Origin of the sequence: Marinobacter sp. X15-166B, assembly GCF_001752365.1 — a bacterium.
In the GTDB taxonomy this organism is placed as follows: Bacteria; Pseudomonadota; Gammaproteobacteria; order Pseudomonadales; family Oleiphilaceae; genus Marinobacter.
In genome coordinates, this window is the sequence record NZ_MEIY01000001.1 from 2192654 (window position 1) to 2216389 (window position 23736).

The following is a 23736-nucleotide window of genomic DNA, read 5'->3' on the forward strand; positions in this document are numbered from 1 at the left end:
TTCACACTATCGCGCCCCGACCGACATTTTTACCGGGGCGGTGTCGTTGTTTTGCACAATGCGCTCCACTTGGCGGCGGCTCAGGCTGTACTTTCTCGCCAGTTCGTCCAGGTTGTTGCCCCTGAACGCGGCGCGAATGGCCCGGTTCCTGACGCTCAGATTCGGCCCCGGTATGTAGACGTGGCCGCCGCCGGCCTCCCGGCGAACCTCGGCGGCTAACTGGTCCGCCAGCGCCGCGGCTGCTGATTCCGTCAGCGAGAATCCCCGGATAATTGCGGCCGTCAATATGCGGTGCAACTCCACGGCGGTATCAGTGTCGCGGTTGAGGTCGCTAATCATAGCCGTCCACTCCATTCAGATTTCCCAATGGCTCGGGGCTTGGGCGCCCTTCGTGCTCTAGTACCGGGCTTTCTCGCCCGTCGTTCGTCAGTGCTTTCTCGTTCGGAGTTATGCTCGATCGGTCTGGCCCAGGGCTGCGTCGGGGCATCCCAGTTGATCCGATCCGCACCCAGGTGCAGGGCGCCCGCCCAGATCATGGCGCACAAGTCGATGGCTTCGTTCCGGCGGCGTACCTTCCGCCACTTTCCGTTAGCCTCGCGCACCTCGGCGCGCATCTCGTCCCAGAACGCCGCGCCCAGCCAGGTGGGAAAGTGCAGGCGGGCGGGGCCGCTGGTGGCCCGGCGGCTGGCGTTGTAAACGGCGTCTTTCAACAGGTTCGGATTGCAGAGCAGCTGGTGAACGTCTTTGCGGGACTCGTCACCAATGCGGGTGCGGCGCAATATCGCCGCGGACGGGGCGCTGCCGCCCTTGTATAGCCTCGCCTTGTCGCCCAGGCCCTGCCGGCGAAGACGGCGCCACCAGCGTTTCGCGTTCTCGGTCACGCCGTCCTCTCCGCCGGAGTCGCACACCAGCAGCCGCACGCGGAGCTCTTGGCGGTCCTGGGTGGTCCGATAGGTGGAACCCAGCACCCGCTCGGTGAGCACGTCCCAGTCTTCCGGGTAGCTGGCCGGATCGATGGGGGCCATCTCGCCACCCACGCCGGTGCGGGCGCTCTCGGTGATGTCGAAACGGTCCACCAGCCACTGCTCCATCTGTGGCCCGAAGGCGTGAACCTGGACGACGAAGCGGGCGCTCTGACCGCCTTGCACGTCAGCGCTGGCAACCAGAAAGCGGGCCTGCTCCGGCACCACGTAGCGCGGGAAATCTTCGGCCATGTCCGCCAGCTCGCCGCGTCCGGTCTCTTCACGCACCGCCATGGGCAAATAGGGCATAGCCTGGTCGGTGTTGATGGTGACGCGCAGTGATTCCTCGTCGCCGGCGGTGGAGTAGCTGCGCAGGGCCTGCAGGTAGCGCAGAAGCAGGTTTTCCCATGACTGATAGGCCGCGGCGGCCCCGCCCAGCCAGAAACTGGCGATGTTTGACTGGATACCGCCGTCGGATTTCAGGCCGCTCTTGCTGATCTCCTGGCCGTCGCGCAACCAGTCGCCGGCCACCAGCATGCGGTGTTTTTCGCGGGCGTCGGAGCCGCTGCCGCAGTGGGGGCAGAACACCACCGCGTGCTCGACGGCCAGGGCGTTCAAGTCGGCAGAGCGGACGGTTTTTAATAGGTCGTTTTCGCTGGGCAGGCTGGCGAACAACTCCAGCCCGGGTTTCACTTGGAAAAACTCGCCACAGTGCCCGCAGGGCCAGTAATAGCGGCGGCGGTCGCCACGGTTGTAAATTCCCAGGATGCCGCCGGCGGGCGGGGCTTCGTGCTCGGTTTCCAGCCTGAAATTCGGGTCAGTGATCGGCTTGCCGGGTGACGACTCCACCATGCACATGCCGCGTGACAGGTAGGTGGTGGTCCGCTTTAATCCCAAGGCATAGGCGGAGCCTTCGCCGTCCACGTTGTCGGGCATGCGGTCGTAGTCCGTCAGGGCCACATAACGATAATCACTACCGGACAGCTGCGAGGCAGACGGCCAGCCGATTTTCAACCACATGCCATGCCGGAAAAGTTTGTCGTGGGTGTTGTCGTCGTGACCGCGTGCGCTCATCAGATCGGACATTTTCGGGCTGTTACGGATGGCCCGGTCGATCCTGGTTTTCGAGTAATCGCGGGCCTTGTCCTGGGTCATCTGCACGACGAGCATATCGCCGGGGTCGCAGGTGACCGCGTAGGTAACCCAGGCATCCAGCAACCCCATGGTTTTGCCGGATCGGGCAGGGCCGACGAATATCACCGCTTCGTGTTTGCGGCTGGCCAGGGTGTCCATGGGCTCGACCATGTAGGGCGTTTCGGCGGCGGACCAATAGCCGGTATACCCGCCGGGCTGGACAATCCGCAGCGACGAAGCGGCACCATCCGAAACCGACACCCGTTTCGGGGGCCTGAAGGCCTCCGCGGCACTGGTGATGATCGGCAAAGCCGTGCCAAAACTGCCCACTTAATTCGTTTCCTCTGTCGCCGGCTCCAGTGAGCCCAGTTCGGTTAATTTGTCCGCCAGCGCTTCCATCTCGGCATCGAGGGCGAGGTCGATGGCCTCAACAATATCCGGGCTGCACCCGGTGCGCCGCTCGATGTTGTCCGGCAGGCTGCGCAGACCCTGCGCGATAGCGCTGAACGCGGTGGCCACGACTCGCTCGACTTCCTCGGTGGGGATCAGTTCACGGTCCATAACCTGCAGCGCGCGCCGCTTGGTCTCGGACTCGTACCAGGCCTTTCGGTCAGAGGGCAGCATCTCGTCCGGATCCACACCCTCCGGTTCTGTGCCGGCCCCGAAGCGCCATCGGGCAACCTCTACCGCGTCAAACACCCAGGGGCGGCCAGGCGCACCGCGCTCGACAACCGGGCAGTTTCTACGGCACCAGGCGTCAACCGACTGGACCGAAACGTCGAAGAACTCCGCCAACTCGCGCTTGTTTAGTCGGCGCAATTGCTGAGCTTTTGACAGCTGCGCTACTTTCGTCACAGACCAGACCCCAACAACAACCCATAGGGCACAGAAAAACTCTCGAAACCCGCGGTTCCGCGCCCCCGTACCGTTCTATCTCCCAGGAGGACCCGCGCGTTTTTTATTTCGCGAGGCCTTGGCGTCGGCAGCCCACTCGCGCAGCAGCTCTTTGTCGGTGTTGCACCGCTCGAGCGCCGAGTGGACACGAACGCAGTGGGCCGACACGTCGCCCCAGAAATCCCCGGCGTATACTGGGACAGGCGTATGCTGAAGGCGGGCTGGCGGAGGGTATACATACTCAGTCGCCGTTCTCGTTATTACTGGTTGAGTAGGCGCGCAAGCTGTCGCCAACAGCGAGAGGGTGGCGAGCGTTAGCGCAGCCATCAGCTTGCAGCGCAAGCCGTAAGCGTTCGGTGATTTCATCGGCCTTTCTCTCCGCATGTTGTTGCGCCACCTGGGCGCGAGTGGCGAGGGCGTCCCGGCGGTCCAGTTCGGCCTGCAGGTCGGCGTACTCTGCCGCGTTCTCTCTGATGGTTTCGGCGTGCTGTAGGTTTACCTGGCTGAGCTCACCCAACCGCTGGCTGGTTCTGTCACGATCGATTAGCAGCAGGCAGATCGAACCGGCCATCGCAATCACCAGCAATGCGGTGGCGCCAGCCACGTAGGGCAGGGCCCTCCCTGTCAGTGCCTTTAGTATCATTGCCTCCCCCATCGAGCTTTCGCTACTTCCTGCGCCATATTGCCGCCGTAGTAGCTGACTATCAGCGTGCCGCTGATTCCGTATGACCAACCGATGACCGGCCCCAGTGCCTCAAGGGCGGCGGGGTTCAATACCGCTACCAGCAACCAGATAGGCGTCTGCCCAAACGCCCAAGCCATGCCGTAGTAGTACCCGCGGCGGCGGTGCGTCCAGTAGCGCTCGGGGTTTGGGTGCTGGTCAGCTGCCATCATCTGCTCCGCTTGCTGTTGAAGATGTCCCGGGCGGCCCTCTCGTCCGCCTCGTCCAGACCTGACAGCCACGCCTCTAGGTCTACCCGAGTGGTGCGCCTCTCCCGGTATTCAATCCAGCGAATGCCGGCCTCGACCTCCAGCGGCATGGGTGCGAACCCCTCGAACCGGTTGCCGAACCGATCGCGGCAACTCTCCGCGGCCTCGTCCAGTGTGCGGCCAGTAAGCACGGTACTGGCGGTGCCTTTCACGATGGCGGTTAGCTGGATCATTAGGCGAACGGGGCAGACTCGACGCCGCCCGCCTCCAGCTCTACCTCGCCCAGAAACATCAGGCAGCACACTGCATGGGCGGCGTGATGCAGGCCTGTCTCATCGTCGTATGTAATGCCCTGCTGCAACGCATTGATGTGTCGTCGGGCGGCTGAAATGTAGCGACGGCGTAGATCGGGCACTCTGCGCCAGTTGTCCGGGCTGTACTTCTGAGCGCCGACAGTCAGCACTTTTGCGACCTCCAGTTCCATCAGCGGTGGAATCAGATCAAACTCCGGCTTTTCTGCGTCGTACTTCACGCCATCTTCGTAATGGTCGCCGTCGTTGCCGTTCTGTCCAATGATGTCCATGCGAGTCTCGTCGAAACCCATCACAGCCCCCTTGATAGCAGTATGTTTCCGAGAGCCGTCACGGCGAGTCCGCACGTCAGCATCACGTCCGCCAGATCTCCCGTTGACTGGGCGATCCGGGCCCCGACGACTACCCATAGCGCTGAGCTGGCAATCAAATGAATCATGCGGCCCCCTTGATAACGATCAGCCCCTCATCGACCATTAACGGCTGCGACCTGATGACGCCCTCAAGGTGCAGCAGGTCGCGGTAATGCCGCGTGACCGTCTGCGTGTAGCCACCATCAAGCCATGAGTGGCACGCGCTGCACGCATACGCCGCCTGCCAGTCAGGGTTTTTCATACCCACGCCGGCACCGTTCAGGTGTGCCAGCACCACAGTATCCGGGTCGCGGTTGCACACTCCCGGTACCCGCACCTGGCACTCCATACCCCGGGCGCTCTGGCGAATGCGGCTGGACTTTGGGCGTGTCGCCCTCATCGGGGCTTTTGACTTCAATGGCCCGCCAGCTTTGAATGGGGTTTTTCGTGCAAGACTGGATCGCTTCACTTGATACCCTCCATCGCGACGTTCGTATAGTTAGCCCAAGTGGGCAGCTTTCCAGAGCCCAGATTGTCTGGCAGTACGCGGATCTCTCCGCCTGCCTTTTCAAATTCGGCGGTGTCGCGCTTGATCTTTTCCCGCAGTTCATCCTTTTCGCGTTTCGTCACTTCAATCTCCGTGGTACCGCTTTCCCATGTAGCCATATCCGCGGGCGTCTTGTGCTTTTAGAAGGTTTACCTGCTCTTGCAGATTCCGGTTACTCTCCCGGGCCTCTCTAAGTCTCAGCTGCAACTGAAGAATCAGTTCCTCAGCCGGCAGGGTGGCGCCGGTTTCCTTGTCTACAATCCCCGAAGCCAGGCAGTGGTCGCAGGGCAGCTCATAAAACATCGGCCTGACCAGCCCGCGACCATTGCACTCCCCGCATACCCCCAGCGGTTTCTTTTGCTGCTTGAGCGGGGGCCCGGACCGCTTCACGCGCCAGACCCCGACTCAGCCCGCCGGTGGCAGCCCGCGCAGGCCGGATCGCTGGCTCGGTATGAGTGGCCGCACGCAATTGGTAGCCACTCGGTTGTGAGGGGGCGCATAATGCGACGCCCGTCGTCTGTCCATCCGTCCTGCATCCGGTAATCAACCGTCGTACCGACCTTGTTGCTGTTGCAGCCGTAGCGGTGCCCGGGGTCCAGGTGCTGGGTGTGGGCCATTGGTGCTGGCGTGTAGCTGGTCAAGCCATCGTCCCCTGATCTTTGCGCTCCCGCTCCAGCGCCTCCCGCATCCAGCTGGGAATATCCGCCAGCTGGTAGCGATGCACGACCTTGCCGGACGCACTCTTAAATGTCCGGGCTGGCGGAACCACGCAGCCCAGCGATTCGGTGTCGCGCAGCTCCCGGACGCGAGCGGTAACCTCGGCGTCGGGGTGCATACCTGCCTTCCTGCGAATCTCACCCGCAGTCATCCACCGGCCGCCCTGCATGGCTCGCAGTACCCGGCCCAGATTGGTGTTATTCGGTGGTACCCTCATGCCGCACCCCCGAATGTATAAGGGGCTGGCTTTCGGGCCGCTGGTTGATACCAGGTGTCGCGATGGGGGCGCTCCGTCTCCATTGGCTCTAGTGCAAGGGCAGGGCGCTTGCAGAGCACCATCTCGAACTCGCCCATGTGGATTCCCAGTTGCTTTGGGACGCCCTTCAGGCAGTGCTTGCAGTAGCTAGTGCGCTGATATTTATTGTCCACGCCGGTCCTCAATGAAGCTGGCCTTGCCTCGCATGACGGCCATTGCTGTTTGGCTGGCAAGCAGTCCGACTTGCCGGCGCTGCTCTTTACGCCACTCGGGCTCTGGAAGGGCCTTGGCAAACTCTTTGTGTGCCGGGTTGGTTTGTGGTGATTTGGCCAGGCCAATGATCTTGGGCACGTCGGGCCACTTGTATTCAGGGTCACCGGTGGCCAGGCGATCTTTAAGTCTGGCGAAGATAACCTCAGCCTGATCGAGCGATATGCTGCCAATGACGCCAGCCCACTCTCGCCGCATGAGCCTGAACTGGTCAGCGGAGTCGCCCCACAAGGTTTTTGCACGTGAGCGCCCGTAGATCGTGACAATGCGAGCGAAGAACGCAGTAGTCTTCTCGATCTGCTCGTCAGTGAAGCCAGAGTCATCAGAAGTTTCTCCGCGCGTATTCAAAGTCCGTGAGTTGCCTGTCGAGGGCACCACCAGCTCGAGAACCTGTCCGATATGAGTCATTTCTGTCACCACTGATTGTTGGTAAGGGGGTATTGAGTTGGCCAACGTAGTTGTTAAACTTTTCGGCATTGAACAGGGTGGCAGGGCGTAGATACTGCTCGCGCTTGGCGTCGCCCAGCCACTCCGCACACTTGCGATCAACCACCGCTTTGATGTCGTCCAGCGTATGGCCCTCGGCGATCCTGCCGTTGATCAGCCTGGTGCTGCTTTGGACGGGCTTGAAGTTGCGGCCCGCTTTCTCGTTCAGATACTCAATCGCCTTAACCGCAACGTCGGGCACCAGCTCGACAGAGGGGTTAGGTTCATTGACTGATTCACTGACTGGTTCAAAAGAGTGACTGATTCCGGGTGCAGAATTTTCACCAGGGGGTGGTGCAACGGTTTCACCAGCTGGTGCAGATTTTTCACCACCTAGTGCAGAATTTTCACCAGGGGGTGCATTAGTTTCACCACCCAGCGTCACGACATAGAAATTCGTTGAATTCCCCTTCGGTCCCTTGCGGGTGCGTTTTTGGACTAACCCGGCAGCACACAGAGCATCGATGTGCATCATGGCGCTGCGGCGGCTGATCTCGCACTGGTCAGCTATGTACTGGTAAGACGGCCAGCACTCGCCCTGGTCGTTCGCATTGTCCGCCAGCTTGAGCAGCACCAGCTTGCGTGCGGCGTTTCCCACCTGCACACCGAATGCCTGGGCCATCAGCATCATGCTCATTGCACTGCCTCCGGGCCCGTGCTCGGGCCCTTTACGTTGTTGATGCTTAACTTCAATTCGGTCATAATTGCCTCGTTGTTTGGTTACCCGCCGATGGTGTTGCCGCACCGCTTGAGGCGGGTTTCTTCGTTTTAGGCCTCTGGCCCGCTTGTCGTTACTACCACTCTCACCATTCCGCCCTTTACTGGCTCATCACGTCGAAAGATCGGATGAGTTCGAAAATGTCTGTCATCAATCTGTAGTGCATCCGCCAGCCCATCACGTCCGCTTTTGAAACTGCCCGTCGTGTTATCGTCGTCACGATGGCGGCGGTCGGGTGGGTAAAAGTCGATAAACACGTGAATCTGTCCGCCATCGGCCACTTGATCCCGCAACGCCGGAACATCCCAGCCGCCCGCACGGATCGCCTGCAGCGTTTTGATCCTGCAGGCGTAGCGGTAGCGCTTGGCGACTCTGGATTTTTTAGCCCAGTGAGCCCGAGAGTTCGGGCTGAGCTCCTTTTCTGGCCAAGGAAGAATTACCTCCCACTGCTTCGGCATTTCCTGCTCCATTCTGCAAAACCACTAACCGTGACATGTCACGATTCTGCTTAATGTGTCGGGCCAGTTTTCCGCCATCCCGACTTGTCCAGCATCTGAGATGAGCCTGGCCGTTGCTCAGGGCCGCTGCATGCTTCTCACTGCTTAGCCCCGCGTGACCATGGGCAGTCCTTCGGGGTACCAAGCTCATCTCAGGTACTGACTGGTTACGCCAGTCACTCGCCACGTCACCCAGGGCTGCCAAGGAGTACGGTTCGATCAAACCGTGTGGATGCTTCGGGCCGTGTTGCTGCTGATTCTCTGACCGGCGCCCATCGCCAGCTGCATACTTCACCCTCAGTCAGCACAGGTGTCCGCCTACTACCGCCGGCGGCTGGCGGGCGTTCAATTAACTTCAGCTGCGCCTCTCAGCTTTGCGCCGCTCCTGTTTGCGCCTTTCTGCCTCCCGTCGTTCTTTCTCGCGCCGTTCTTTGCACTCATCACTGTATAAATAACCACTACCAGAAGTCCGGGTACCCTCGTCTGCCGGATTTGGCTTAATGACACCACTGGCGATCAAGTCAGCCAGCCGGTCAGTGGGGAGGCCATCAGACGGGTTCGGGTAAATGTCGGGGCGTAGTTCGTGAGGGGTGACCTTCCAGTTAGTTGCCTCGCAGATAGCTAGAGCCCGCGTTGGCGGAATAGGGCGAATCCCCCTTACCATTTGGTAGAGGTATGCGGGAGAGGCGCCGATATGCTTTGCAAAGTCGGATCGCCCACCTGGTGGCAGCTGACTAAGGAACGTTGTGAGTTTCATGGTCAAGAATGTAGCTTTTGCTATCGATTACGTCAATAGCCAATGCGATACTAGCAGGCGCTATACTCCTGCTATGGATAGAGCTAAAGCCCTTAGGGCGTTGATCGATGAAAAATATGGCGGGAATCAAGCTGATTTCGCGCGAGCGATAGGGCGATCTCCTGCTTCCGTTTGGCAGTGGTTAAATGGGCACAGGAACATCGGGGAGAAGGTCGCGCGCGAGATTGAGCGCAAGCTCAGGCTCCATGATGGATATCTTGATCATAACCCCGAGAAGTTGGCAAAGGACCTTCTCGACCTTGTGAGCAGGGTTAAAGGGTCGTCCGACTACGAGAGACTCGATCCGCGCATAAGGAAAATTGCTGAGCAGATGGAAGGTGCGCCTGTCGATATCCCGCATGAGCTGCAGTTTGCCGGGCACATGGACGTCTGGGACAGCAAAACCCCGCTTGATGAAGACGAGGTGGAAGTGCCCTTATTTATGGAAGTCGAGCTGGCAGCGGGGGCGGGCCAGACTCAGGTAGAAGAGCGTATCGGCCCCAAACTGCGGTTTGCCAAGTCCACCCTGTCAAGGGCAGGGGTTCTGCCGGAATACGCCGCCTGCGCGTTCGTGAAGGGCAATTCCATGGAGCCAGTCATGCCGGACGGCACCTGTGTTGGCGTAAACACCGCTGACAAGGGCATCAAAGACGGCGAAATCTACGCCATGGACCACGAAGGCATGCTGCGGGTGAAGTACCTGCACCGCAGACCCGGTGGCGGAATCAAGATCGTCAGCCAGAACAGCAGCGAGCACCCCGTTGAAGAGCTAACCGCCGAGGAAATGGCGCAGCAAGTGAGGGTGATAGGGCGGGTGTTCTGGTGGTCGGTGTTGAGGTAAGTGGTAGGAACGGCCGTATAGCATCGCTGCGGGCAATTTTGCGCCGAAACTTCAGTACTGCTCTCTCAAATTGGTACGAAACAGGGTGCGGGTCAATAAGACAGTGGAAATCCAACAAAAAGGAGTAGTAAATGGCCGCGCGGACGGTAAATCTTTCCATTAGTTACGATGGAAAGGCGCATGAACAGCACGAGATAGAGATTTCAGAGCTGGCTACAAGCCTCAAAGGTCTTGGGGAACTGGTTCAGGTGTCCAACAAGCTCATTAATGGAATTGACTCTCCGATAGAGATTAAAGTTACAGGTTTCGAGCCCGGCTCATTTGAATACCTCGTAGAAATTGCCCAAGTTGCGGCGCAGTATAAGGATGTGCTTCCATACATAGGGCTTGCTGGAGGGACGGTGGCCGCAGGATCCTTGCTTGAAATCTTAAAGAAGCTGCGGGGCCGGAAAATTGATCTTGTTGAAGAGCTGGAAGGTTCGGAGACTGTTGTTCTACATGTTGATGGCGAAGAGGTTGAGTGCTCTAAAGAAGTTGATCAGCTCCTTGCGTCCAAAGCAGTTAGGGCTGCTGTGCAGGATCTAATTTACAACCCGACTCGGAAAGAAGGGACGGAAACTTTCAAGATCAAGGACAAGAATGGAAAAGTGCTTCTTCAAGAGTCAAAAAATGGAGCCTCCAACTATAAAGCTCCAGGGGCGTTGTATGCAGAAAGGAAGAACAGTGAAGATGTTGAGGCCCAAGTTAAGTTCCTGACAGCTCACGCTGATAAATCCAATCAGTGGCGAATCGAATACCTCGGACAGGCCCATAATGTTAAAATCAAGGATGACCTTTTTTTGGAGTTGATCCATAGTCAAGAGAGCCCGACTCTATTTGGGCAAAAGTATAAGGTGAAGCTAGAAAAGGTGGTTAAAGAGGCTCGAGGGCGAGACCCAATAACCAGCTATGTAATCCAGAAGGTCTATCATAAGTCCCTCAAATGAGGCGGGTGCGCTGCACCAAGCGAGATAGTAAGTATGCAGACAAATCTAATCGTGACCTTAGCTTTTTTGGCTATGCTCCCGGCTTTGTTCGTGGTTTCTCGCGCTATAACTCGCCTGATTACGGATTCGGTTATGGATGACCGTGTTCAGATAACATTCACAGCATCTGATGGTCGTGTCTATCGTCGACAAATTAGAGTTTCGCGAGACCAAGAACTCGATAAGCTTCTGACGGATATAGCATCTCAATCAAAGAAAAATAAAAAGGCTGAGGGGCATTGAGCAATCAAGTTCAAAGTGTTCAGGTCGGAAATAGGTTTGTTGAAGGCTCGGGTGGCGGGGCGCTCGGGGTTGTCCTGATCCAGGCGCTCCAGCTGATTGGGGATCACACATATCGGGATCTGGCGATTTCTGCTGTCCCGATTGTTTCCGCTCTCTCAGGATACCTGATCCACGCTTGCTACCTTTTCTTAGCTAAGGACTGGCCTCTAATAAAAATGAATCGAGCGTATGACAAAATGGAAAAAAGGCTTAGACGCCAAATAAATAAACAAAATATTTCCGAGGAAGAGCGAAGGTTAATCAATGAGAAGCTGGTTGTTCTTCAGGAGGTTCGTAGCGACTCGGAGATCTCAAGAATAACCAAAATTATTGAGGCTGCGCCCGAGTCGAATGCTTAGCCTTGCTTGCTATTGGCCTTCACAGGCTTTTTATTATTATTCGCAACAATCCGCCAGCATCACGCCTCCACCATCAAATCATCCATATCCACCTGCAGCGCTTCCGCCAGCGCTCTTAGCACCTTGGCTGAGCCTGACTTGCTGCCGGCTTCAATCTGACTGATGTAAGACTTGCCAACATTGGCGGAGTTGCCCAGAGCCTCTTGAGTCAGGCCACGGTATTCACGCCAGACTTTAAGTGGGTGATCGTCTCCCGCTATAAGGCGGGCAGCCACATCACTTGGTATCGCCTCATCCTCACCGCTGACCAGTTCCTGCATGGCTGCGCTGGCATCCGCTGCGTCCCGCACATCTTCCGCCAGCGCCAATAGGTTCAGGTATTCGTCGTAGGGCAGCACGGCATACTCCGGCTTTCCCTCGCGTTCAATAATTTGTACGTTCATTTGTAAACATCTCCTCTTGAACCAACCTTCAGCACCAAAACCACCAGCTCGCCATCATCAATGCTGCAAATGGCCCGGTAGCTACCTTGCCGCAAACGCCAATACGGTTCGCCCTTCATAGGCTTCCAGTCACCTTGATAGGTGTACGGGCTCCTGGCCATCGCTTCCAGCTCCCTCTGCAGCTTTTGCGCCTGCGCTTTGGGCATCTTCAGGATCGCCTTCAGGGCTGATTTCTTGTAGGTCAGTTTATGCATGGGTGTAGTTTACTAGCTGGGTTTACTGATCGTCAACTTGTAGCAAGGCCATTCTCATGGCGTTTCCGCTCTCCAGGGCCTTGGGGAGCCTCCACCGCACAACTCTATAGACAGCCACCCAAAGAGCCGGGCTCAACGACTATCCAAGAGCCGGTGGTGTTTCCTCTCTGCAGGGCACCGTACCGACCAATTTGCGTGGGTCCGCAAAAAGGTTTAAACAAACAATAGCAAAAGCTATTGACTAGCAGTATAGCCATTGCTATTGTTTGGCCATGATTAACGCACACGGAGTCGAAATCATGGGACGCAAAACAAGAATTTCATTTCCCCGCCTGGAAGTTGAGCTGGCGGACACGTCAACACTGCCAGCCCGCAGAGGGTTGGTTCTCAAGCTGGCCGCACGCGGCAAAAGCTCCAAAGAGATTGCCCGGGTGATGGGTATCTCTGCTGACACGGTCGAGTGGCACCTCAACGAACTGAAAGACCAGTTTCACGCTCGCAGCCGCCTGGACCTGATTAGCCAGGGCTGGATGCACGGCATTCTCCAGGTCCGGTCTGCAGTGTTGATCGCTGTATTCAGTATGTCGCTGGCGTCCCTGATGCCGACCGTTCGCTCACGCATACCTTCAAGACCGACCGCCAGCGCCGTACGCATTGGCAGAGACGGTTCTGCCAGCTTTTACGCTTAATCGAATAAAGGAGCAGGGGCAATGAGCACCATCGAACGTCTTACCTTCAATGGAAACAAGCGCCCAATCATCGGCGCGACTAAATCCCGCCAGCTGGTGTCTGTTGAACTTGCAGGTATAGAAACCCGCACCAACGCCCAGCGCTTGGCGGACTACGTTGCAAAGCGCACCAACATGGAGCAGTCGGCATGAGCGTTAGCGGTTTGGGGCAGTTGAAAGAGCTGACAGATAGGGCGCGCAAGTCGCCGGTGTTGATCGCATCGCAGGGCGGCGTATCGGTAATCATCAGTCACGGAGCGCCGGTCTACTTTGCAGGGTTCAGCGAAGTTAAGGCCACAGAGGCAGCGGCTGAGCTGGGCAAGCAGGAGGCGGCATGAGCATCGTAGCAAAACTAAGTCAGGCGCACTGGCGGTCAGTCGGGCTGAAGTCAATCGTCGGCCTGGTGGATGAGATAAACGAACTGGGCACTGGTGACACCCTGGCCCTGCGCCTCGACCCCAAGGGCGTGATCGTGTCCAGCTACGACTGCCACCAGCGCCAGTATTGGCAAGAAAGCGTGTTCTGGGACGACCCGCAATATCCGGCAAGGCTTTCTCAGCTGGTGGATCGGCTCGCGCAGATCAGAAGTGAAATGGAGCTCAACATGGAGAGCAAGAATGCTTGTGCTAACCCGTAAGCGGGGCGAAACGGTGATGATTAAAGCGCCCGGGGTTGGGCTGATTACCCTGTCCGTTCTCTGGATTGGCGAAGATGCCCGGATTGACGTGAGCGGACCAGAAGAGGTGGTAGCTCCAAGGCGGGGCAGGTACCAGGTGGGCGATGTTATGGAGATCAGAGTGCCGGGGCAAGAGGTGATCGAAGTGGTGGTTATGGAAATTAGCGGAAGTGTTCGCATCGGGTTCGATGCAGCGCCGGAAATTGCCATCGATCGGGAAGAGATCTACCGCAGGAAACTGGAAGAGGTGCAGGCGTGAAACAGACTCTGGTGATTCTTCGGGCGCTGAGAGTCCACGGAGAACTGAAAGCGGAGCAGCTGCTGGGGCTGCTGGCGGATGAGTTTGATAACCGCAAGCACCTGTCCGCAACCCTGGGGAACATGAAAAACGAAGGGCTGATCGTAAAAAGCAACCCGGGATTGTGGTCGATGACCGGGAAGGGCCGGGATCTTCTGGAGTCAGTGCCGACGATTGCCCAGAGCCTGCACCCGAGAGCCGAGGCGAAGCTCGAACCGGTGCCGGAGGCAGAGACACCCAGACCCACCGATCTGCTGAGCCAGCTGCAGCAGCTGCTACCCGATGACAGCTCCCTGGTGGTTGAGGCGAGCGAATGCTTCTTTGTGTTTGCCCGTCAGCGGTTCGCCGTGGGCAGCAAGCGCGATCTGCAAACGCTGGTGGATGCCGCCAGCTTGTGGATTGGCGAGGTGGCGTGATGGCCAAGCCTAAAAAACGCAGGACGAAAAAGCACAGCAACTGGGCGCGAGATCAACGGCTGTTTTCATCCAGCCATCTTTTCACCTGGGAGGGCCTGCTGAGCCCGGCTGACGGTTACCAGTACACCACGGCGCAGGCGTTCATGCGCATGGGCGGCTGGTGCCCAATGGGTGAGGATCTGGCGCGCCACCTGCTGAATTACCCGCGTAACTGGATGATCGGCGTCAGAGCGCTGTGCAGAACCCCGGGCGGGGCCATGTGGATGGAGAGCCAGACATTCGATCTGCCGTCCCATCGCCTGTCAGACATCGATGACGCCTATCACAAGTTACGGGCTGACGTGCTCAGCGCACAACGGACCGACCAGGTGTTCGATATGGGCTGGATTGCCCAGACGTGGAGAGGCGAGAAACCCCGCGACGATGTGGAGCTCTGGCACTACTACTACGCACCGCCAGCGATCATTGCCGAAGTGTGCAGCGATGAGCGCACCATCCGATCCATGGCAGGGCCGGGCTACAGCGTAGAGCGCTATGAAACGTGGCAACAGTCGAACCGGGATTATCTGGAAGAACGAAGGAAAGAATCTTAATGGACGTAATCGATTTATTTTCAGGGGCTGGCGGATTCTCGACCGGCGCAGCGCTGGCCGGGTGCAACGTGGTCTGGGCGGCCAACCACTGGCCAGAGGCGGTGGAGTGGCACGCCAAGAACCACCCGGACACCCAGCACTTGCTACAGGATCTCCACCAAGCGGACTGGTCACTGGTACCAGAGCACGACTTGATGCTGGCCTCTCCTTGCTGCCAGGGTCACAGCCGGGCGCGAGGCAAGGCCCACGGCAACCCGCAGCACGATGCTAGCCGGAGCACGGCCTGGGCGGTGGTGTCCGCCGCAGAATACCACCAGCCGCAGGTCGCAATTGTCGAGAATGTGCCGGAGTTTCTGGACTGGCGACTGTATCGCCCATGGAAGCTGGCCATGAAAGCCCTGGGATATTCGGTCAGCCCGCACGTTGTGGACGCCGCCGACCTGGGCGCGCCTCAAAATCGGGTGCGCATGTTCCTGGTACTCACAAAGACAAAGACCCCGCTGGTTCTGGATCTGCCCAAAATGGACCACAAGCCCGCCAGCAGCTTCATCGATTTTGACGCGGGCAACTGGTCGCAGATCGACAAACCAGGTCGGGCAAAGGCCACGCTTGAGCGGGTCAGGTCAGGCCGCGAGGCGTTCGGGGACCGGTTTTTGATTTCCTACTACGGAAACACAAAGACCGGGCGCAGCCTGAACCGACCCATCGGCACGATCACAACCCGGGACCGTTGGGCAATCATTGACGGTGGTCGCATGCGCATGCTGTCCCGGTTCGAGTGTCGGGACGCGATGAGCTTCCCCGATACCTACCAGCTGCCGGACAACCACCGGCTGGCCGTTCACCTGATGGGCAATGCGGTGTGCCCCGAGCCGGTAAAACGGATCATTCAGGCCGTCAAGGAGGCCGCGTAATGGCCATGACACCGGCAGAGCGGAAGCGCCGCCAGCGGGAGCGGGATAAACGTCTGGGCATGGCGACCTTTCAAATGGAGCTGGCCGAGAGTGAACGCCACAGCATCCGGAAAGGCGCGTCACGAATGGGCTTTGTGGATCAGACCGAATACCTGCTCTCCTTGGTGTATGCGGATTTAAAACGACCGGCAAAGCTGTCCTGTAACTATCCGAGCTGTGATTGCCCGTTCGATTTGCCAGAGGGCGCGGCGTGTATGAAGGGCTATGAGATGAATGGAGTTACCGATGGATCCCAGGGTTGAAATTATTTATCGCATGGACGACCTGCGGCGCGAAGCGATCGCAGAGCTGGCCAAAGTCACCGCGAAAGAGAGCGCTGCACGAATTGGGGTTCCCGTGCTGAGAGTGATAAACGCCCGGGCGGGCCGGCCTACCAGCTTGAACGACAAGCAGTTGGCCGAGGTCAAAAAAGATCACGACATCATGAAGGCGGCCGCCTTGAAGCGGCGCGAAAACTCCGTCGAGCAGATGTGCAAAGTTGCGCGTATGGGCTTCAACAAAGTTCACCGGATCATCAACACACGCGAGATCAGCGAAGAACAGGCTCAGGGGTTCTCTAATACGCCCGCGTTTCGGTTCCTGACCATGCCGGCCCCTAAATCGGCTTGCCGTAATTCGAGGTACTACTAATGCGCAGAAAATTGAAGGTAGGCGACATCGATCTGGAACTGCTGCATCGGCTTGATGATGTCCGCCAGCAAGCACGGGCTACGGTTGCGAGATACTCCGCAGCCAGAACCGCAAAGCGGCTCGGTGTGTCAGAGCAGATCATTGTCAGGGCGAGGGCCCGGGAGGCGACCAGCCTAACCGCTCAGCAGCAGGCTATCGTCGAAGCTGAGTATGAAATTGTACAAGCGGCGGCCGAAACCGCGGGGAACCACACCGCAGCAAAGATAGCGCAGATGGTGGGCTGCAGTGTCAGCCGTGTTAACCATGAGTCGAGGAAACGGCGAAAGGCGGTCGAGCTGGACGAGTTGCCAGCATCACCGGTGACCCGGTTTCTAACCCAGCCGGCCCCGCCGTCGGCGTGTTTTGAGTCGAGGTATTACTGATGAGTGTTAACAGAAAAGCTTTTGAGGCGTGGGCCGCATCTGAGCTACAGGTGAATAGTTTCGAGAGATATGGCAGCGGCCAGTATATGAGCGACATTGCTGAATACGCTTGGCGCGGGTGGCAGGCCAACCATTTTGCGGAGGTCAGCAATATGGTTGAGCCAGATGGTGCCCTCACTGATGAGGGTACCAGTGCACAGGGTGCGGATCCGGAGGGAGGGGCGAAAACTGAGGCGTTAATATTTAACAAGCAGGCAGAAATCATAGAGCTCGCAGCCAGTGAGTGCTTGCGATTGAAAAAGGTTTTTGGCGCTTCTAGTTTCGATGTTCTGCGGGAAATGGCGTGCATGCTGCGTGAGCGTGCCGACAAGGCGGGAGGTGAGCGAGGTGAGTAAATGGGTTAAAGCGTTTAAGTCTGTCGCCGCCTTTGTGGTCCTGGCGTATATAGGCGGCACCATGTTTGCGTTTGGCGCATATCGAGCAGCTGAAATCGTTGGCGTGATTGTCGTCGTTGACGAGTCCGGCTGGAATGTTAAGAGAGGTGATCAGTGAAGGTAACACTTCAACCCAGAATCGTGCGGGCGGGCCAGGCGCCCGCGTATTGCGGCATGGGCCGGGATATCTTTTCTAATGAAATCCGCCCGTTTATCAGTGAAATAGAGATAGGCGAGCAGGGTATTGGGTTTTGCCGGCTTGAATTGGACCGGGCACTGGACGAATATATTTCTCGGCGAGGGCGTGCTCCAGCCCGAGAATGGAGCAAGGAATTATGTCAAAAAACATCAGCGGGCTCACCCTTCGGGGTGGTGTCTGGCACATCGAGAAACGAATTAACGGACGGAGGCTTCGAGAAAGCACTGGCACGGGCAATCGGGTAGAGGCTGAGCAGTATCTCATCCGGCGGCTTGAAGAGATCCGCCAGGCTTCGGTGTACGGCGTGCGGCCGAACCGAATCTGGCGGGAAGCAGCTCTCAAATATGTGCGGGACCATGCACACAAGCGCAGTATAAAACGAGACGTGCAAGACTTGAAGGCGTTGGACTCGTATATCGGCAAAATGCCTTTGAATCATGTGCACTCGGGATCGCTGCAGGAATTTGTCGAGGCTCGTAAAAAAGAGGGCGTGAAATCATCGACGGTCAACCGGTCGCTCGCAGTGGCCCGGCGCATACTGAGATTGTGCGCGGAGTTGTGGCGGGATGAATACGGCATGACCTGGCTGGAGACGGCACCCATGATTCCGGATGTGGAATGGCAGGACGCCCGGGCACCGGCACCCATCACCTGGGCGGAGCAGGGCAGGCTGCTACAGGAGCTGCCGGACCACGTCAGGGAGATGGCCGAATTCGCGGTGCACACCGGTTGCCGGGAAAGCGAGATCTGTGCGCTGCAGTGGGGCTGGGAGGTAACACTGCCGAATAAGGGGTTCGGGTTCATTCTGCCCGCCAGCATTACGAAGAACGGCTGTGACCGCCTTGTGGTGCTCAATACAACGGCGCGAGCCGTGGTGAACCGCCAGCGAGGGCGACACGAAGAAAGCGTGTTCACGTTCTCAGGGAGGCCGGTAGCGTCGATCTTCAACAACGCCTGGAGGAAGGGCAGGAAAAAAGCGGGCCTGGTGCACGTCCGCGGTCACGATTTGCGGCACACGTTTGGACGACGGTTAAGAGCCGTAGGGGTGAACGAGGAAACGCGGGCCGAACTGCTGGGCCACAACCGGGGATCGGTCACCACTCATTACTCGTCGGCAGAGGTTGCCGAGCTGGCGAATGCAGTGGAGCTGATCGCCGAAAAACGGGGGCCGGATTCGGACGGGGTGGCGGTGGTGAAATTCCGCAGTGCCCACAATATGCCCACAGTCGAAAAAAAGGCCTACAGGGTAAGCTGTAAGCCTTTGAAATCTGGTAGCAAGGGGCGGAGTCGAACCGCCGACCCCAGCATTATGAGTGCTGTGCTCTAACCAACTGAGCTACCTTGCCAAATCGTTCCGGACAGCGCTGTCCCAAACGAGGCGCGTATATTAGGCCTGGACGCATAGCCTGTCAAGGGTCGGACTGCTAACTTGTTCCCTTTAGCCGGTCGGTACAATCACTTTCTCTTTGTTTTGCAATTAAAATCAGTTGCTTGCGTGTCATGTTCGCAAGAGCTGGTGGGTCGGATTTTCTGTGCGCGGGCACTCTGCCTGGCCGTATTCAGTGCGCACGCCAGCACCGGTGATAGATGCATGCTGTGCTCATCCTTGGGCGCCTGGTGACGTTAAATCGCAATATTCTGTCGAAATTTATTAAGTGCGAATTTGCAGGCACTGTCAGTATGGGTTCAGGCGGTTACACACTGCTACACAATAATAAGTACTTTAGTGAGGTTGCCATGCTGCAGACACGTCCACAGAGCGCCGGCGAAGCCCTGGTTGCGCTGCTCGAAAACTACGGTGTAGACACCGTCTTTGGAATCCCCGGGGTGCACACGCTGGAACTATACCGTGGCCTGCCCGGCAGCTCGATCCGGCACGTCCTCACCCGGCACGAGCAAGGGGCCGGTTTTATGGCCGACGGCTACGCCCGTGCCAGCGGCAAACCCGGGGTATGTTTTGTTATCAGTGGGCCGGGGCTCACCAATGCGGCCACCGCCATCGGCGAGGCGTACGCAGACTCGGTCCCCATGCTGGTGATCAGCAGCGTAAATCACGTGGAAACCCTTGGCAAAGGCTGGGGGGAGCTGCATGAAACACAGGATCAGCGAGCCATCACGGCACCGCTGACCGCTTTCAGTGCCACCGCCTATTCGACCGAAGACATTCCCCATCTGATCGCCCGGGCCTTCAGCGTGTTCAACAGCGAACGGCCACGACCGGTCCATATCGAAATCCCCATGGATGTGCTGGCCGAACCGGTCACCCGGGACTGGACCCAGCCGGTGACCACCCCCGCCCGGCGGCCGGCCGCCACCCAACAGGATATTGCGGCGGCGGCAGGCCTGCTCCAGCAGGCCAGCCAGCCGGTCATTATTGCCGGTGGTGGTGCCATAGCCGCCAGTGCGGAACTGGTGCAGCTGGCGGACCAGCTGGGTGCTGCCGTATTCACCACGGTCGCGGGCAAAGGCGTGCTGCCCCAGTCGCACCCGCTGTGTGCCGGCGCGGTGCTGTGTCTGGAGCAGGGGTGGCAGTTTGTCGAGCAGGCGGATGTAGTGCTCGCCATCGGTACCGAACTGGCGTCCACCGATCTGTGGCGGGACAAACTGACCCTGACCGGCCGGTTGGTGCGCGTCGATATTGACACCCGCAAGTTGCATGATCGCCATCCCGCCACCCTGGGAATCCTGTCCGATGCGGCCTCGTTTGCCCGCCAGTTGCTGATGGCCCTGGCGGGTACGAGCGCCAATCCCGAGTACCCCCGGGTCGTGGCGCAACTGGCCGGTTTGCGCAGCCAGATAACCGAGAGCTATGAACCCCTGCAACAAACACATACCCGGGTGCTGGATGTATTGCACTCGGTGCTGCCGGACAATGCCTTCATCGCCACCGACATGACACAGATTGCCTACACCGGTAACCATTATTACCCGGTAGAGCAAGCGCGGACCTGGCTGCACCCGGTGGGCTTCGGCACCCTGGGCTACGGACTGCCGGCCGCCATAGGTGCCAAACTGGCGGCGCCAAACCGCGTCGGCGTGGTGCTGGCGGGTGACGGAGGGTTTCTTTACACCCTGCAGGAACTGGCGACCGCGGTTGAAGAACTGGACCGTCCGTTGCTCGTACTGCTGTGGAACAACGACAGTCTGGGACAGATCCGTGACGACATGGTCGACCTCGACATCCCGCCCATTGGAGTGACACCGCGTAATCCCGATTACCTCAAAATAGCCGCAGGGTTTGGCTGTCGCGTGGCCCGGCCCGACTCCATGGACGCGCTAAGGCAGGCGCTCAGCGAAGCCCTGGGTGTTCCTGGTGTGACGCTGATTGAAGTGCATGAGAGCGTGGTGTGAGTCAGTGGTCAGCGCACCGGGAGATAAAGCCATGACGGATCTGGTTATGGAGTTGCAAGCGCTTTTGGGGCCGCAGGGGGTGTTAACCGGCGACGACGTGCGCAGCCGGGCCAGTACCTACTGGAATCCCGAACCCATGCAGGCGGCGGCGATTCTGCGGCCCCGGTCGGTGGCCGAAGTCTCGGCCTGTTTGCGCAGCTGCCATGAGCGGGGCATGTCGGTGGTGCCTCTGGGCGGCAATACCGGACTGGTTGAAGGCACTGCCTGCGGGCCTGACGGGGTGATGTTGTCCCTCGAGCGCATGGCCGCGATTGACAGCGTGGATGAGCTGGGACGCACCATGACGGTGGAAGCCGGAGCCATTCTGCAAACGGTGCAGGAACGGGCGGTCAGTCATCAGCTGATGTTTCCGGTTGATTTGGGGGCCCGAGGCAGTTGCACCATCGGTGGCATGATTGCCACCAATGCCGGCGGTTTCGGGGTGATGCGTCACGGCATGATGCGTGAACGGGTGTTGGGGGTGGAAGTCGTGCTGGCCGACGGCACGGTGGTGACAGCGCTCAACGGTTACCTCAAAAACAACACCGGCTATGACCTCAAGCAGCTGTTCATCGGCAGTGAGGGCACCCTGGGGGTCGTGACCCGGGCCGTGCTGCGTCTGGAGGAGCTGCAAAGCGCCGAGACAACCGCCTTGGTTGCCTGCCAGTCGTTTGCCCAGGTCACCGGATTATTGAAGCACCTGGATCGGTCGTTGAGTGGCAGTCTGAATGCCTTTGAGGTGATGTGGGGCGACTTTTTTGCCCTCAATACCGGCGCATTGTCAAAACTTGAGTCGCCGTTTGCCGCCCCTTACCCCTTTTATGCGCTGGTGGAGTGTCAGGCGAACCAGGCCGATGCCTTGCGCCAGCATTTTGAGGTGGCGCTGGAGCAGGCGCTGGAAGCCGGATTGCTGGACGACGCGGTGGTTGCCCAATCGGCGGCGGAACGGGCCGCCCTGTGGGCGATCCGGGAGACCTCCGAACCGGAAGAACGGTGTTTTACCACCACGCTGGGGTTTGATGTCAGCCTGCCCATTCGGGATATGGATGCCTATGTCCGTCAGTTGCAGGCCCGGCTGGCGGAGGTGAGCGGTGACGCGGTGCTGCTGGTGTTCGGGCATCTGGCCGACGGCAATCTGCATCTGACCGTGGGGTTGCATGACCGGGTTGCCCGCGACCGGATCGAGCGCGTCGTCTATGACTGTCTGCAGCACTATCGGGGCGCCGTATCGGCGGAGCACGGCATCGGGCTGGAAAAGAAAGCCTATCTGCCGGTCAGCAGAGAGCCGGCAGAGTTGGCCTTGATGCGGCAACTCAAGGCCCTGCTGGACCCTGACAATATTCTGAATCCGGGCAAGATTCTCGGTTAAAAAAGCGATAACAACAAACGGGGGGTGACTGAGTGCACTACCAAACGCAGCTTTTTATAGACGGTCAGTGGGTGGCGCCAGTCAGGCAGGGCACCCTGGAGGTGATCAACCCGGCCACAGAAGAGGTGATTACCACGGTGGCCGCCGCGACCGCTGAAGATGCGGAGCGGGCGGTGCAGGCAGCCCGGCGCGCGTTACCGGCATGGCGGAGTCTGAGCGGGGGGGAGCGAGGGGGCTATCTGCGCCGGATCTCGGAGGCGGTGCAGCAACGCAAGGACCGGCTGATCCCCCTGCAAACGCTCAATAATGGCAAAACCCTGGCCGAGGCAGAGTATGACATGGATCTGGTCAGCGCCTGTTTTGCCTATTATGCAAAGCTTGCCGAGCAACTGGAGCAGCGCCAGAACCAGCCGGTGGTGTTGCCGAGCACCGAATTCACCTCGCGGACCCGGTTTGAATCCGCCGGAGTGGCAGGTCTGATTGTCCCCTGGAATTATCCGCTGGTGACCACCTCCTGGAAGCTTGCGCCGGCGCTGGCCGCCGGTTGTACCGTTATTGTGAAACCCTCCGAGATCACGCCCCTGATCGAGTTGGAGTTGGGGGACATAGCGCGGGAGGTTGGCCTGCCGGCCGGTGTGCTCAACATAGTGACCGGCACCGGACAGGGCGTGGGAGCGCCTTTGTGTGAGCATCCGGGGGTCGACAAGCTGTCGTTCACCGGCAGCACCGCCACGGGCACCCGGATCATGGCCACCGCCGCTCAAAGCGTGAAGGGCGTCAGTCTTGAGTTAGGGGGCAAGTCACCCATGCTGGTGTTTGACGATGCCCGGATCGATGCTGCCGTAGAGTGGATCTGTGGCGGCATATTCGCCAATGCCGGACAAATGTGTTCTGCCACTTCGCGTCTGTTGGTGCAACGCAGCATCTACCCGCAATTGCTGGATGCCCTGGTGCAGGCGGTCGCGGGCATTCAGGTGGGCGACCCGTTCGAGCCGCAGGTCGCCATGGGGCCGCTCACCAGCCGGGATCAGTACGACAAGGTGCTGTCGGCTATCGCCCAGGGCAAACAGTGTGGCGCCACCCTGGTCGCCGGCGGTGGTTCCGTGCCCGGTCAGGAGCGGGGTTATTTTGTGCAGCCCACGGTTTTCACCGAGGTGCCGCTGGACAGTGCCCTCTGGTGTGAAGAAATATTCGGACCGGTCTTGGCGGTCCGTGCCTTTGATACCGAAGAGGAAGCGCTTGCCCTGGCCAATGACAGTTGTTTCGGGTTGGTCGCGGGGGTGATTACCGAGGATGAGCAACGTATTCAACGTTTGTCTGCATCCCTGGAGGTGGGACATGTGTTCATTAATGGGCCGCAGGAGTTGTTTGTGGAGACCTCTTGGGGCGGTTTCAAACAGAGTGGTATAGGTCGTGAACTGGGCCCCTGGGGGCTCGATGAGTTTCTGGAAGTCAAACATATAACCCGCGGAGCCAAACAGCCTGGCTGACCGGTCTGCGCGGTGGACAATTAAAACAAAAACAGAGGTGTG

Annotated in this window: 35 protein-coding genes, 1 tRNA gene and 1 pseudogene; 20 read left to right on the forward strand and 17 right to left on the reverse strand. The window is 58.8% G+C overall.

Features of this window, described 5'->3' with window-relative positions; genetic code table 11:
• Window positions 1–6: 6 nt before the first annotated feature.
• From BG841_RS10310 to BG841_RS17710, 14 genes are all read right to left on the reverse strand, one after another.
• A complete protein-coding gene (locus BG841_RS10310; RefSeq protein ID WP_070057578.1) occupies window positions 7–339 on the reverse strand; it encodes a Mor transcription activator family protein in 333 nt (110 codons plus the stop codon).
• Entirely contained in the window at window positions 336–2426 is a 2091-nt protein-coding gene (locus BG841_RS10315; protein WP_083260241.1) for a phage terminase large subunit family protein, read from the reverse strand. The genes BG841_RS10310 and BG841_RS10315 overlap by 4 nt, the downstream gene beginning before the upstream one ends.
• Entirely contained in the window at window positions 2427–2951 is a 525-nt protein-coding gene (locus BG841_RS10320; RefSeq protein WP_083260242.1) for a DUF1441 family protein, read from the reverse strand.
• A 280-nt stretch (window positions 2952–3231) separates the two neighbouring features.
• Complete coding sequence (locus BG841_RS10325; RefSeq protein WP_158007607.1) at window positions 3232–3633, reverse strand: hypothetical protein; 402 nt, start codon at window positions 3631–3633, stop codon at window positions 3232–3234.
• Window positions 3630–3881, reverse strand: a complete 252-nt coding sequence (locus tag BG841_RS10330; RefSeq protein ID WP_070057581.1) for a hypothetical protein — start codon at window positions 3879–3881, stop codon at window positions 3630–3632. Before BG841_RS10330 ends, BG841_RS10325 begins: the two co-directional genes overlap by 4 nt.
• Window positions 3881–4153 (reverse strand): hypothetical protein, encoded by a 273-nt coding sequence (locus BG841_RS10335; protein WP_070057582.1) that lies wholly within the window; start codon window positions 4151–4153, stop codon window positions 3881–3883. Before BG841_RS10335 ends, BG841_RS10330 begins: the two co-directional genes overlap by 1 nt.
• Window positions 4153–4503 carry a dATP/dGTP diphosphohydrolase domain-containing protein gene (locus tag BG841_RS10340; RefSeq protein WP_074454398.1) on the reverse strand — a complete coding sequence of 117 codons (351 nt, stop codon included), beginning with the start codon at window positions 4501–4503 and terminating at the stop codon, window positions 4153–4155. The genes BG841_RS10335 and BG841_RS10340 overlap by 1 nt, the downstream gene beginning before the upstream one ends.
• A 163-nt stretch (window positions 4504–4666) precedes the next feature.
• On the reverse strand, window positions 4667–4984 hold the full coding sequence (locus tag BG841_RS10345; RefSeq protein WP_070058784.1) for a nuclease domain-containing protein: 318 nt from the start codon (window positions 4982–4984) through the stop codon (window positions 4667–4669).
• A 65-nt stretch (window positions 4985–5049) separates the two neighbouring features.
• On the reverse strand, window positions 5050–5250 hold the full coding sequence (locus tag BG841_RS16880; protein WP_141737081.1) for a hypothetical protein: 201 nt from the start codon (window positions 5248–5250) through the stop codon (window positions 5050–5052).
• Window positions 5251–5768: 518 nt separating this feature from the next.
• Window positions 5769–6065, reverse strand: coding sequence for a hypothetical protein (locus tag BG841_RS10355; protein ID WP_141737082.1), 297 nt, complete (start codon window positions 6063–6065; stop codon window positions 5769–5771).
• Window positions 6066–6266: 201 nt separating this feature from the next.
• Window positions 6267–6722, reverse strand: coding sequence for a hypothetical protein (locus tag BG841_RS10360; protein ID WP_070057586.1), 456 nt, complete (start codon window positions 6720–6722; stop codon window positions 6267–6269).
• A complete protein-coding gene (locus BG841_RS10365) occupies window positions 6697–7497 on the reverse strand; it encodes a conserved phage C-terminal domain-containing protein (protein ID WP_070057587.1) in 801 nt (266 codons plus the stop codon). Before BG841_RS10365 ends, BG841_RS10360 begins: the two co-directional genes overlap by 26 nt.
• A 131-nt stretch (window positions 7498–7628) precedes the next feature.
• A complete protein-coding gene (locus tag BG841_RS10370; protein WP_198929181.1) occupies window positions 7629–8048 on the reverse strand; it encodes a hypothetical protein in 420 nt (139 codons plus the stop codon).
• Between the two features lie 382 nt (window positions 8049–8430).
• Window positions 8431–8832 (reverse strand): YdaS family helix-turn-helix protein, encoded by a 402-nt coding sequence (locus BG841_RS17710; protein ID WP_083260243.1) that lies wholly within the window; start codon window positions 8830–8832, stop codon window positions 8431–8433.
• Here BG841_RS17710 and BG841_RS17400 point away from each other — a divergent pair.
• The 3 genes from BG841_RS17400 to BG841_RS10385 all read left to right on the forward strand — a co-directional run bounded on the left by BG841_RS17400 (window position 8831) and on the right by BG841_RS10385 (window position 11378).
• Complete coding sequence (locus tag BG841_RS17400; RefSeq protein WP_070057589.1) at window positions 8831–9712, forward strand: LexA family transcriptional regulator; 882 nt, start codon at window positions 8831–8833, stop codon at window positions 9710–9712. The two genes, BG841_RS17710 and BG841_RS17400, sit on opposite strands and share 2 nt — an antisense overlap.
• A gap of 131 nt (window positions 9713–9843) precedes the next feature.
• The gene (locus tag BG841_RS10380) at window positions 9844–10698 is read left to right on the forward strand and encodes a hypothetical protein (protein ID WP_070057590.1); all 855 of its coding nucleotides are present in this window, start codon (window positions 9844–9846) and stop codon (window positions 10696–10698) included.
• 278 nt (window positions 10699–10976) lie between these two features.
• Window positions 10977–11378: a hypothetical protein gene (locus BG841_RS10385; protein ID WP_070057591.1), complete on the forward strand. Its 402-nt coding sequence runs from the start codon at window positions 10977–10979 to the stop codon at window positions 11376–11378.
• 59 nt (window positions 11379–11437) lie between these two features.
• Here the strand turns inward: BG841_RS10385 and BG841_RS10390 are convergent, their stop codons facing one another.
• Both BG841_RS10390 and BG841_RS10395 read right to left on the reverse strand, forming a co-directional pair.
• Window positions 11438–11821 (reverse strand): helix-turn-helix domain-containing protein, encoded by a 384-nt coding sequence (locus tag BG841_RS10390; RefSeq protein ID WP_070057592.1) that lies wholly within the window; start codon window positions 11819–11821, stop codon window positions 11438–11440.
• Entirely contained in the window at window positions 11818–12075 is a 258-nt protein-coding gene (locus BG841_RS10395) for a type II toxin-antitoxin system RelE family toxin (RefSeq protein ID WP_070057593.1), read from the reverse strand. Before BG841_RS10395 ends, BG841_RS10390 begins: the two co-directional genes overlap by 4 nt.
• A 299-nt stretch (window positions 12076–12374) precedes the next feature.
• Here BG841_RS10395 and BG841_RS10400 point away from each other — a divergent pair, with 299 nt between their 5' ends.
• The 14 genes and pseudogenes from BG841_RS10400 to BG841_RS17715 all read left to right on the forward strand — a co-directional run.
• On the forward strand, window positions 12375–12764 hold the full coding sequence (locus BG841_RS10400; RefSeq protein WP_070057594.1) for a helix-turn-helix domain-containing protein: 390 nt from the start codon (window positions 12375–12377) through the stop codon (window positions 12762–12764).
• A gap of 21 nt (window positions 12765–12785) precedes the next feature.
• On the forward strand, window positions 12786–12956 hold the full coding sequence (locus BG841_RS17065) for a hypothetical protein (RefSeq protein ID WP_158007608.1): 171 nt from the start codon (window positions 12786–12788) through the stop codon (window positions 12954–12956).
• Complete coding sequence (locus BG841_RS10405; protein WP_070057595.1) at window positions 12953–13141, forward strand: hypothetical protein; 189 nt, start codon at window positions 12953–12955, stop codon at window positions 13139–13141. The genes BG841_RS17065 and BG841_RS10405 overlap by 4 nt, the downstream gene beginning before the upstream one ends.
• Complete coding sequence (locus tag BG841_RS10410; protein ID WP_070057596.1) at window positions 13138–13440, forward strand: hypothetical protein; 303 nt, start codon at window positions 13138–13140, stop codon at window positions 13438–13440. Before BG841_RS10405 ends, BG841_RS10410 begins: the two co-directional genes overlap by 4 nt.
• Window positions 13421–13738, forward strand: coding sequence for a carbon storage regulator (locus BG841_RS10415; protein ID WP_070057597.1), 318 nt, complete (start codon window positions 13421–13423; stop codon window positions 13736–13738). Before BG841_RS10410 ends, BG841_RS10415 begins: the two co-directional genes overlap by 20 nt.
• The gene (locus tag BG841_RS10420; protein WP_070057598.1) at window positions 13735–14193 is read left to right on the forward strand and encodes a hypothetical protein; all 459 of its coding nucleotides are present in this window, start codon (window positions 13735–13737) and stop codon (window positions 14191–14193) included. Before BG841_RS10415 ends, BG841_RS10420 begins: the two co-directional genes overlap by 4 nt.
• Entirely contained in the window at window positions 14193–14786 is a 594-nt protein-coding gene (locus tag BG841_RS10425; protein WP_070057599.1) for a hypothetical protein, read from the forward strand. The genes BG841_RS10420 and BG841_RS10425 overlap by 1 nt, the downstream gene beginning before the upstream one ends.
• Complete coding sequence (locus BG841_RS10430) at window positions 14786–15700, forward strand: DNA cytosine methyltransferase (RefSeq protein WP_070057600.1); 915 nt, start codon at window positions 14786–14788, stop codon at window positions 15698–15700. The genes BG841_RS10425 and BG841_RS10430 overlap by 1 nt, the downstream gene beginning before the upstream one ends.
• On the forward strand, window positions 15700–16002 hold the full coding sequence (locus BG841_RS10435) for a hypothetical protein (protein ID WP_070057601.1): 303 nt from the start codon (window positions 15700–15702) through the stop codon (window positions 16000–16002). Before BG841_RS10430 ends, BG841_RS10435 begins: the two co-directional genes overlap by 1 nt.
• On the forward strand, window positions 15986–16390 hold the full coding sequence (locus BG841_RS10440) for a hypothetical protein (RefSeq protein WP_070057602.1): 405 nt from the start codon (window positions 15986–15988) through the stop codon (window positions 16388–16390). The genes BG841_RS10435 and BG841_RS10440 overlap by 17 nt, the downstream gene beginning before the upstream one ends.
• A complete protein-coding gene (locus BG841_RS10445) occupies window positions 16390–16812 on the forward strand; it encodes a hypothetical protein (protein ID WP_070057603.1) in 423 nt (140 codons plus the stop codon). The genes BG841_RS10440 and BG841_RS10445 overlap by 1 nt, the downstream gene beginning before the upstream one ends.
• Complete coding sequence (locus BG841_RS10450; protein WP_070057604.1) at window positions 16812–17207, forward strand: hypothetical protein; 396 nt, start codon at window positions 16812–16814, stop codon at window positions 17205–17207. Before BG841_RS10445 ends, BG841_RS10450 begins: the two co-directional genes overlap by 1 nt.
• Window positions 17200–17364, forward strand: a complete 165-nt coding sequence (locus BG841_RS17070; RefSeq protein ID WP_158007609.1) for a hypothetical protein — start codon at window positions 17200–17202, stop codon at window positions 17362–17364. The genes BG841_RS10450 and BG841_RS17070 overlap by 8 nt, the downstream gene beginning before the upstream one ends.
• A 217-nt stretch (window positions 17365–17581) precedes the next feature.
• Window positions 17582–18550, forward strand: a pseudogene (locus BG841_RS17715) (tyrosine-type recombinase/integrase); the annotation flags it as partial.
• A gap of 164 nt (window positions 18551–18714) precedes the next feature.
• Here the strand turns inward: BG841_RS17715 and BG841_RS10455 are convergent.
• Window positions 18715–18791: transfer RNA gene (locus BG841_RS10455), tRNA-Met, on the reverse strand.
• A gap of 391 nt (window positions 18792–19182) precedes the next feature.
• Here BG841_RS10455 and BG841_RS10460 point away from each other — a divergent pair.
• From BG841_RS10460 to BG841_RS10470, 3 genes are read left to right on the forward strand one after another with little or no spacing between them, the layout of a single operon-like run.
• Entirely contained in the window at window positions 19183–20796 is a 1614-nt protein-coding gene (locus tag BG841_RS10460; protein WP_070058785.1) for a 5-guanidino-2-oxopentanoate decarboxylase, read from the forward strand.
• 31 nt (window positions 20797–20827) lie between these two features.
• Complete coding sequence (locus BG841_RS10465; RefSeq protein ID WP_070057605.1) at window positions 20828–22204, forward strand: FAD-binding oxidoreductase; 1377 nt, start codon at window positions 20828–20830, stop codon at window positions 22202–22204.
• 32 nt (window positions 22205–22236) lie between these two features.
• Window positions 22237–23694, forward strand: coding sequence for an aldehyde dehydrogenase family protein (locus tag BG841_RS10470; RefSeq protein ID WP_070057606.1), 1458 nt, complete (start codon window positions 22237–22239; stop codon window positions 23692–23694).
• Window positions 23695–23736: the final 42 nt, after the last annotated feature.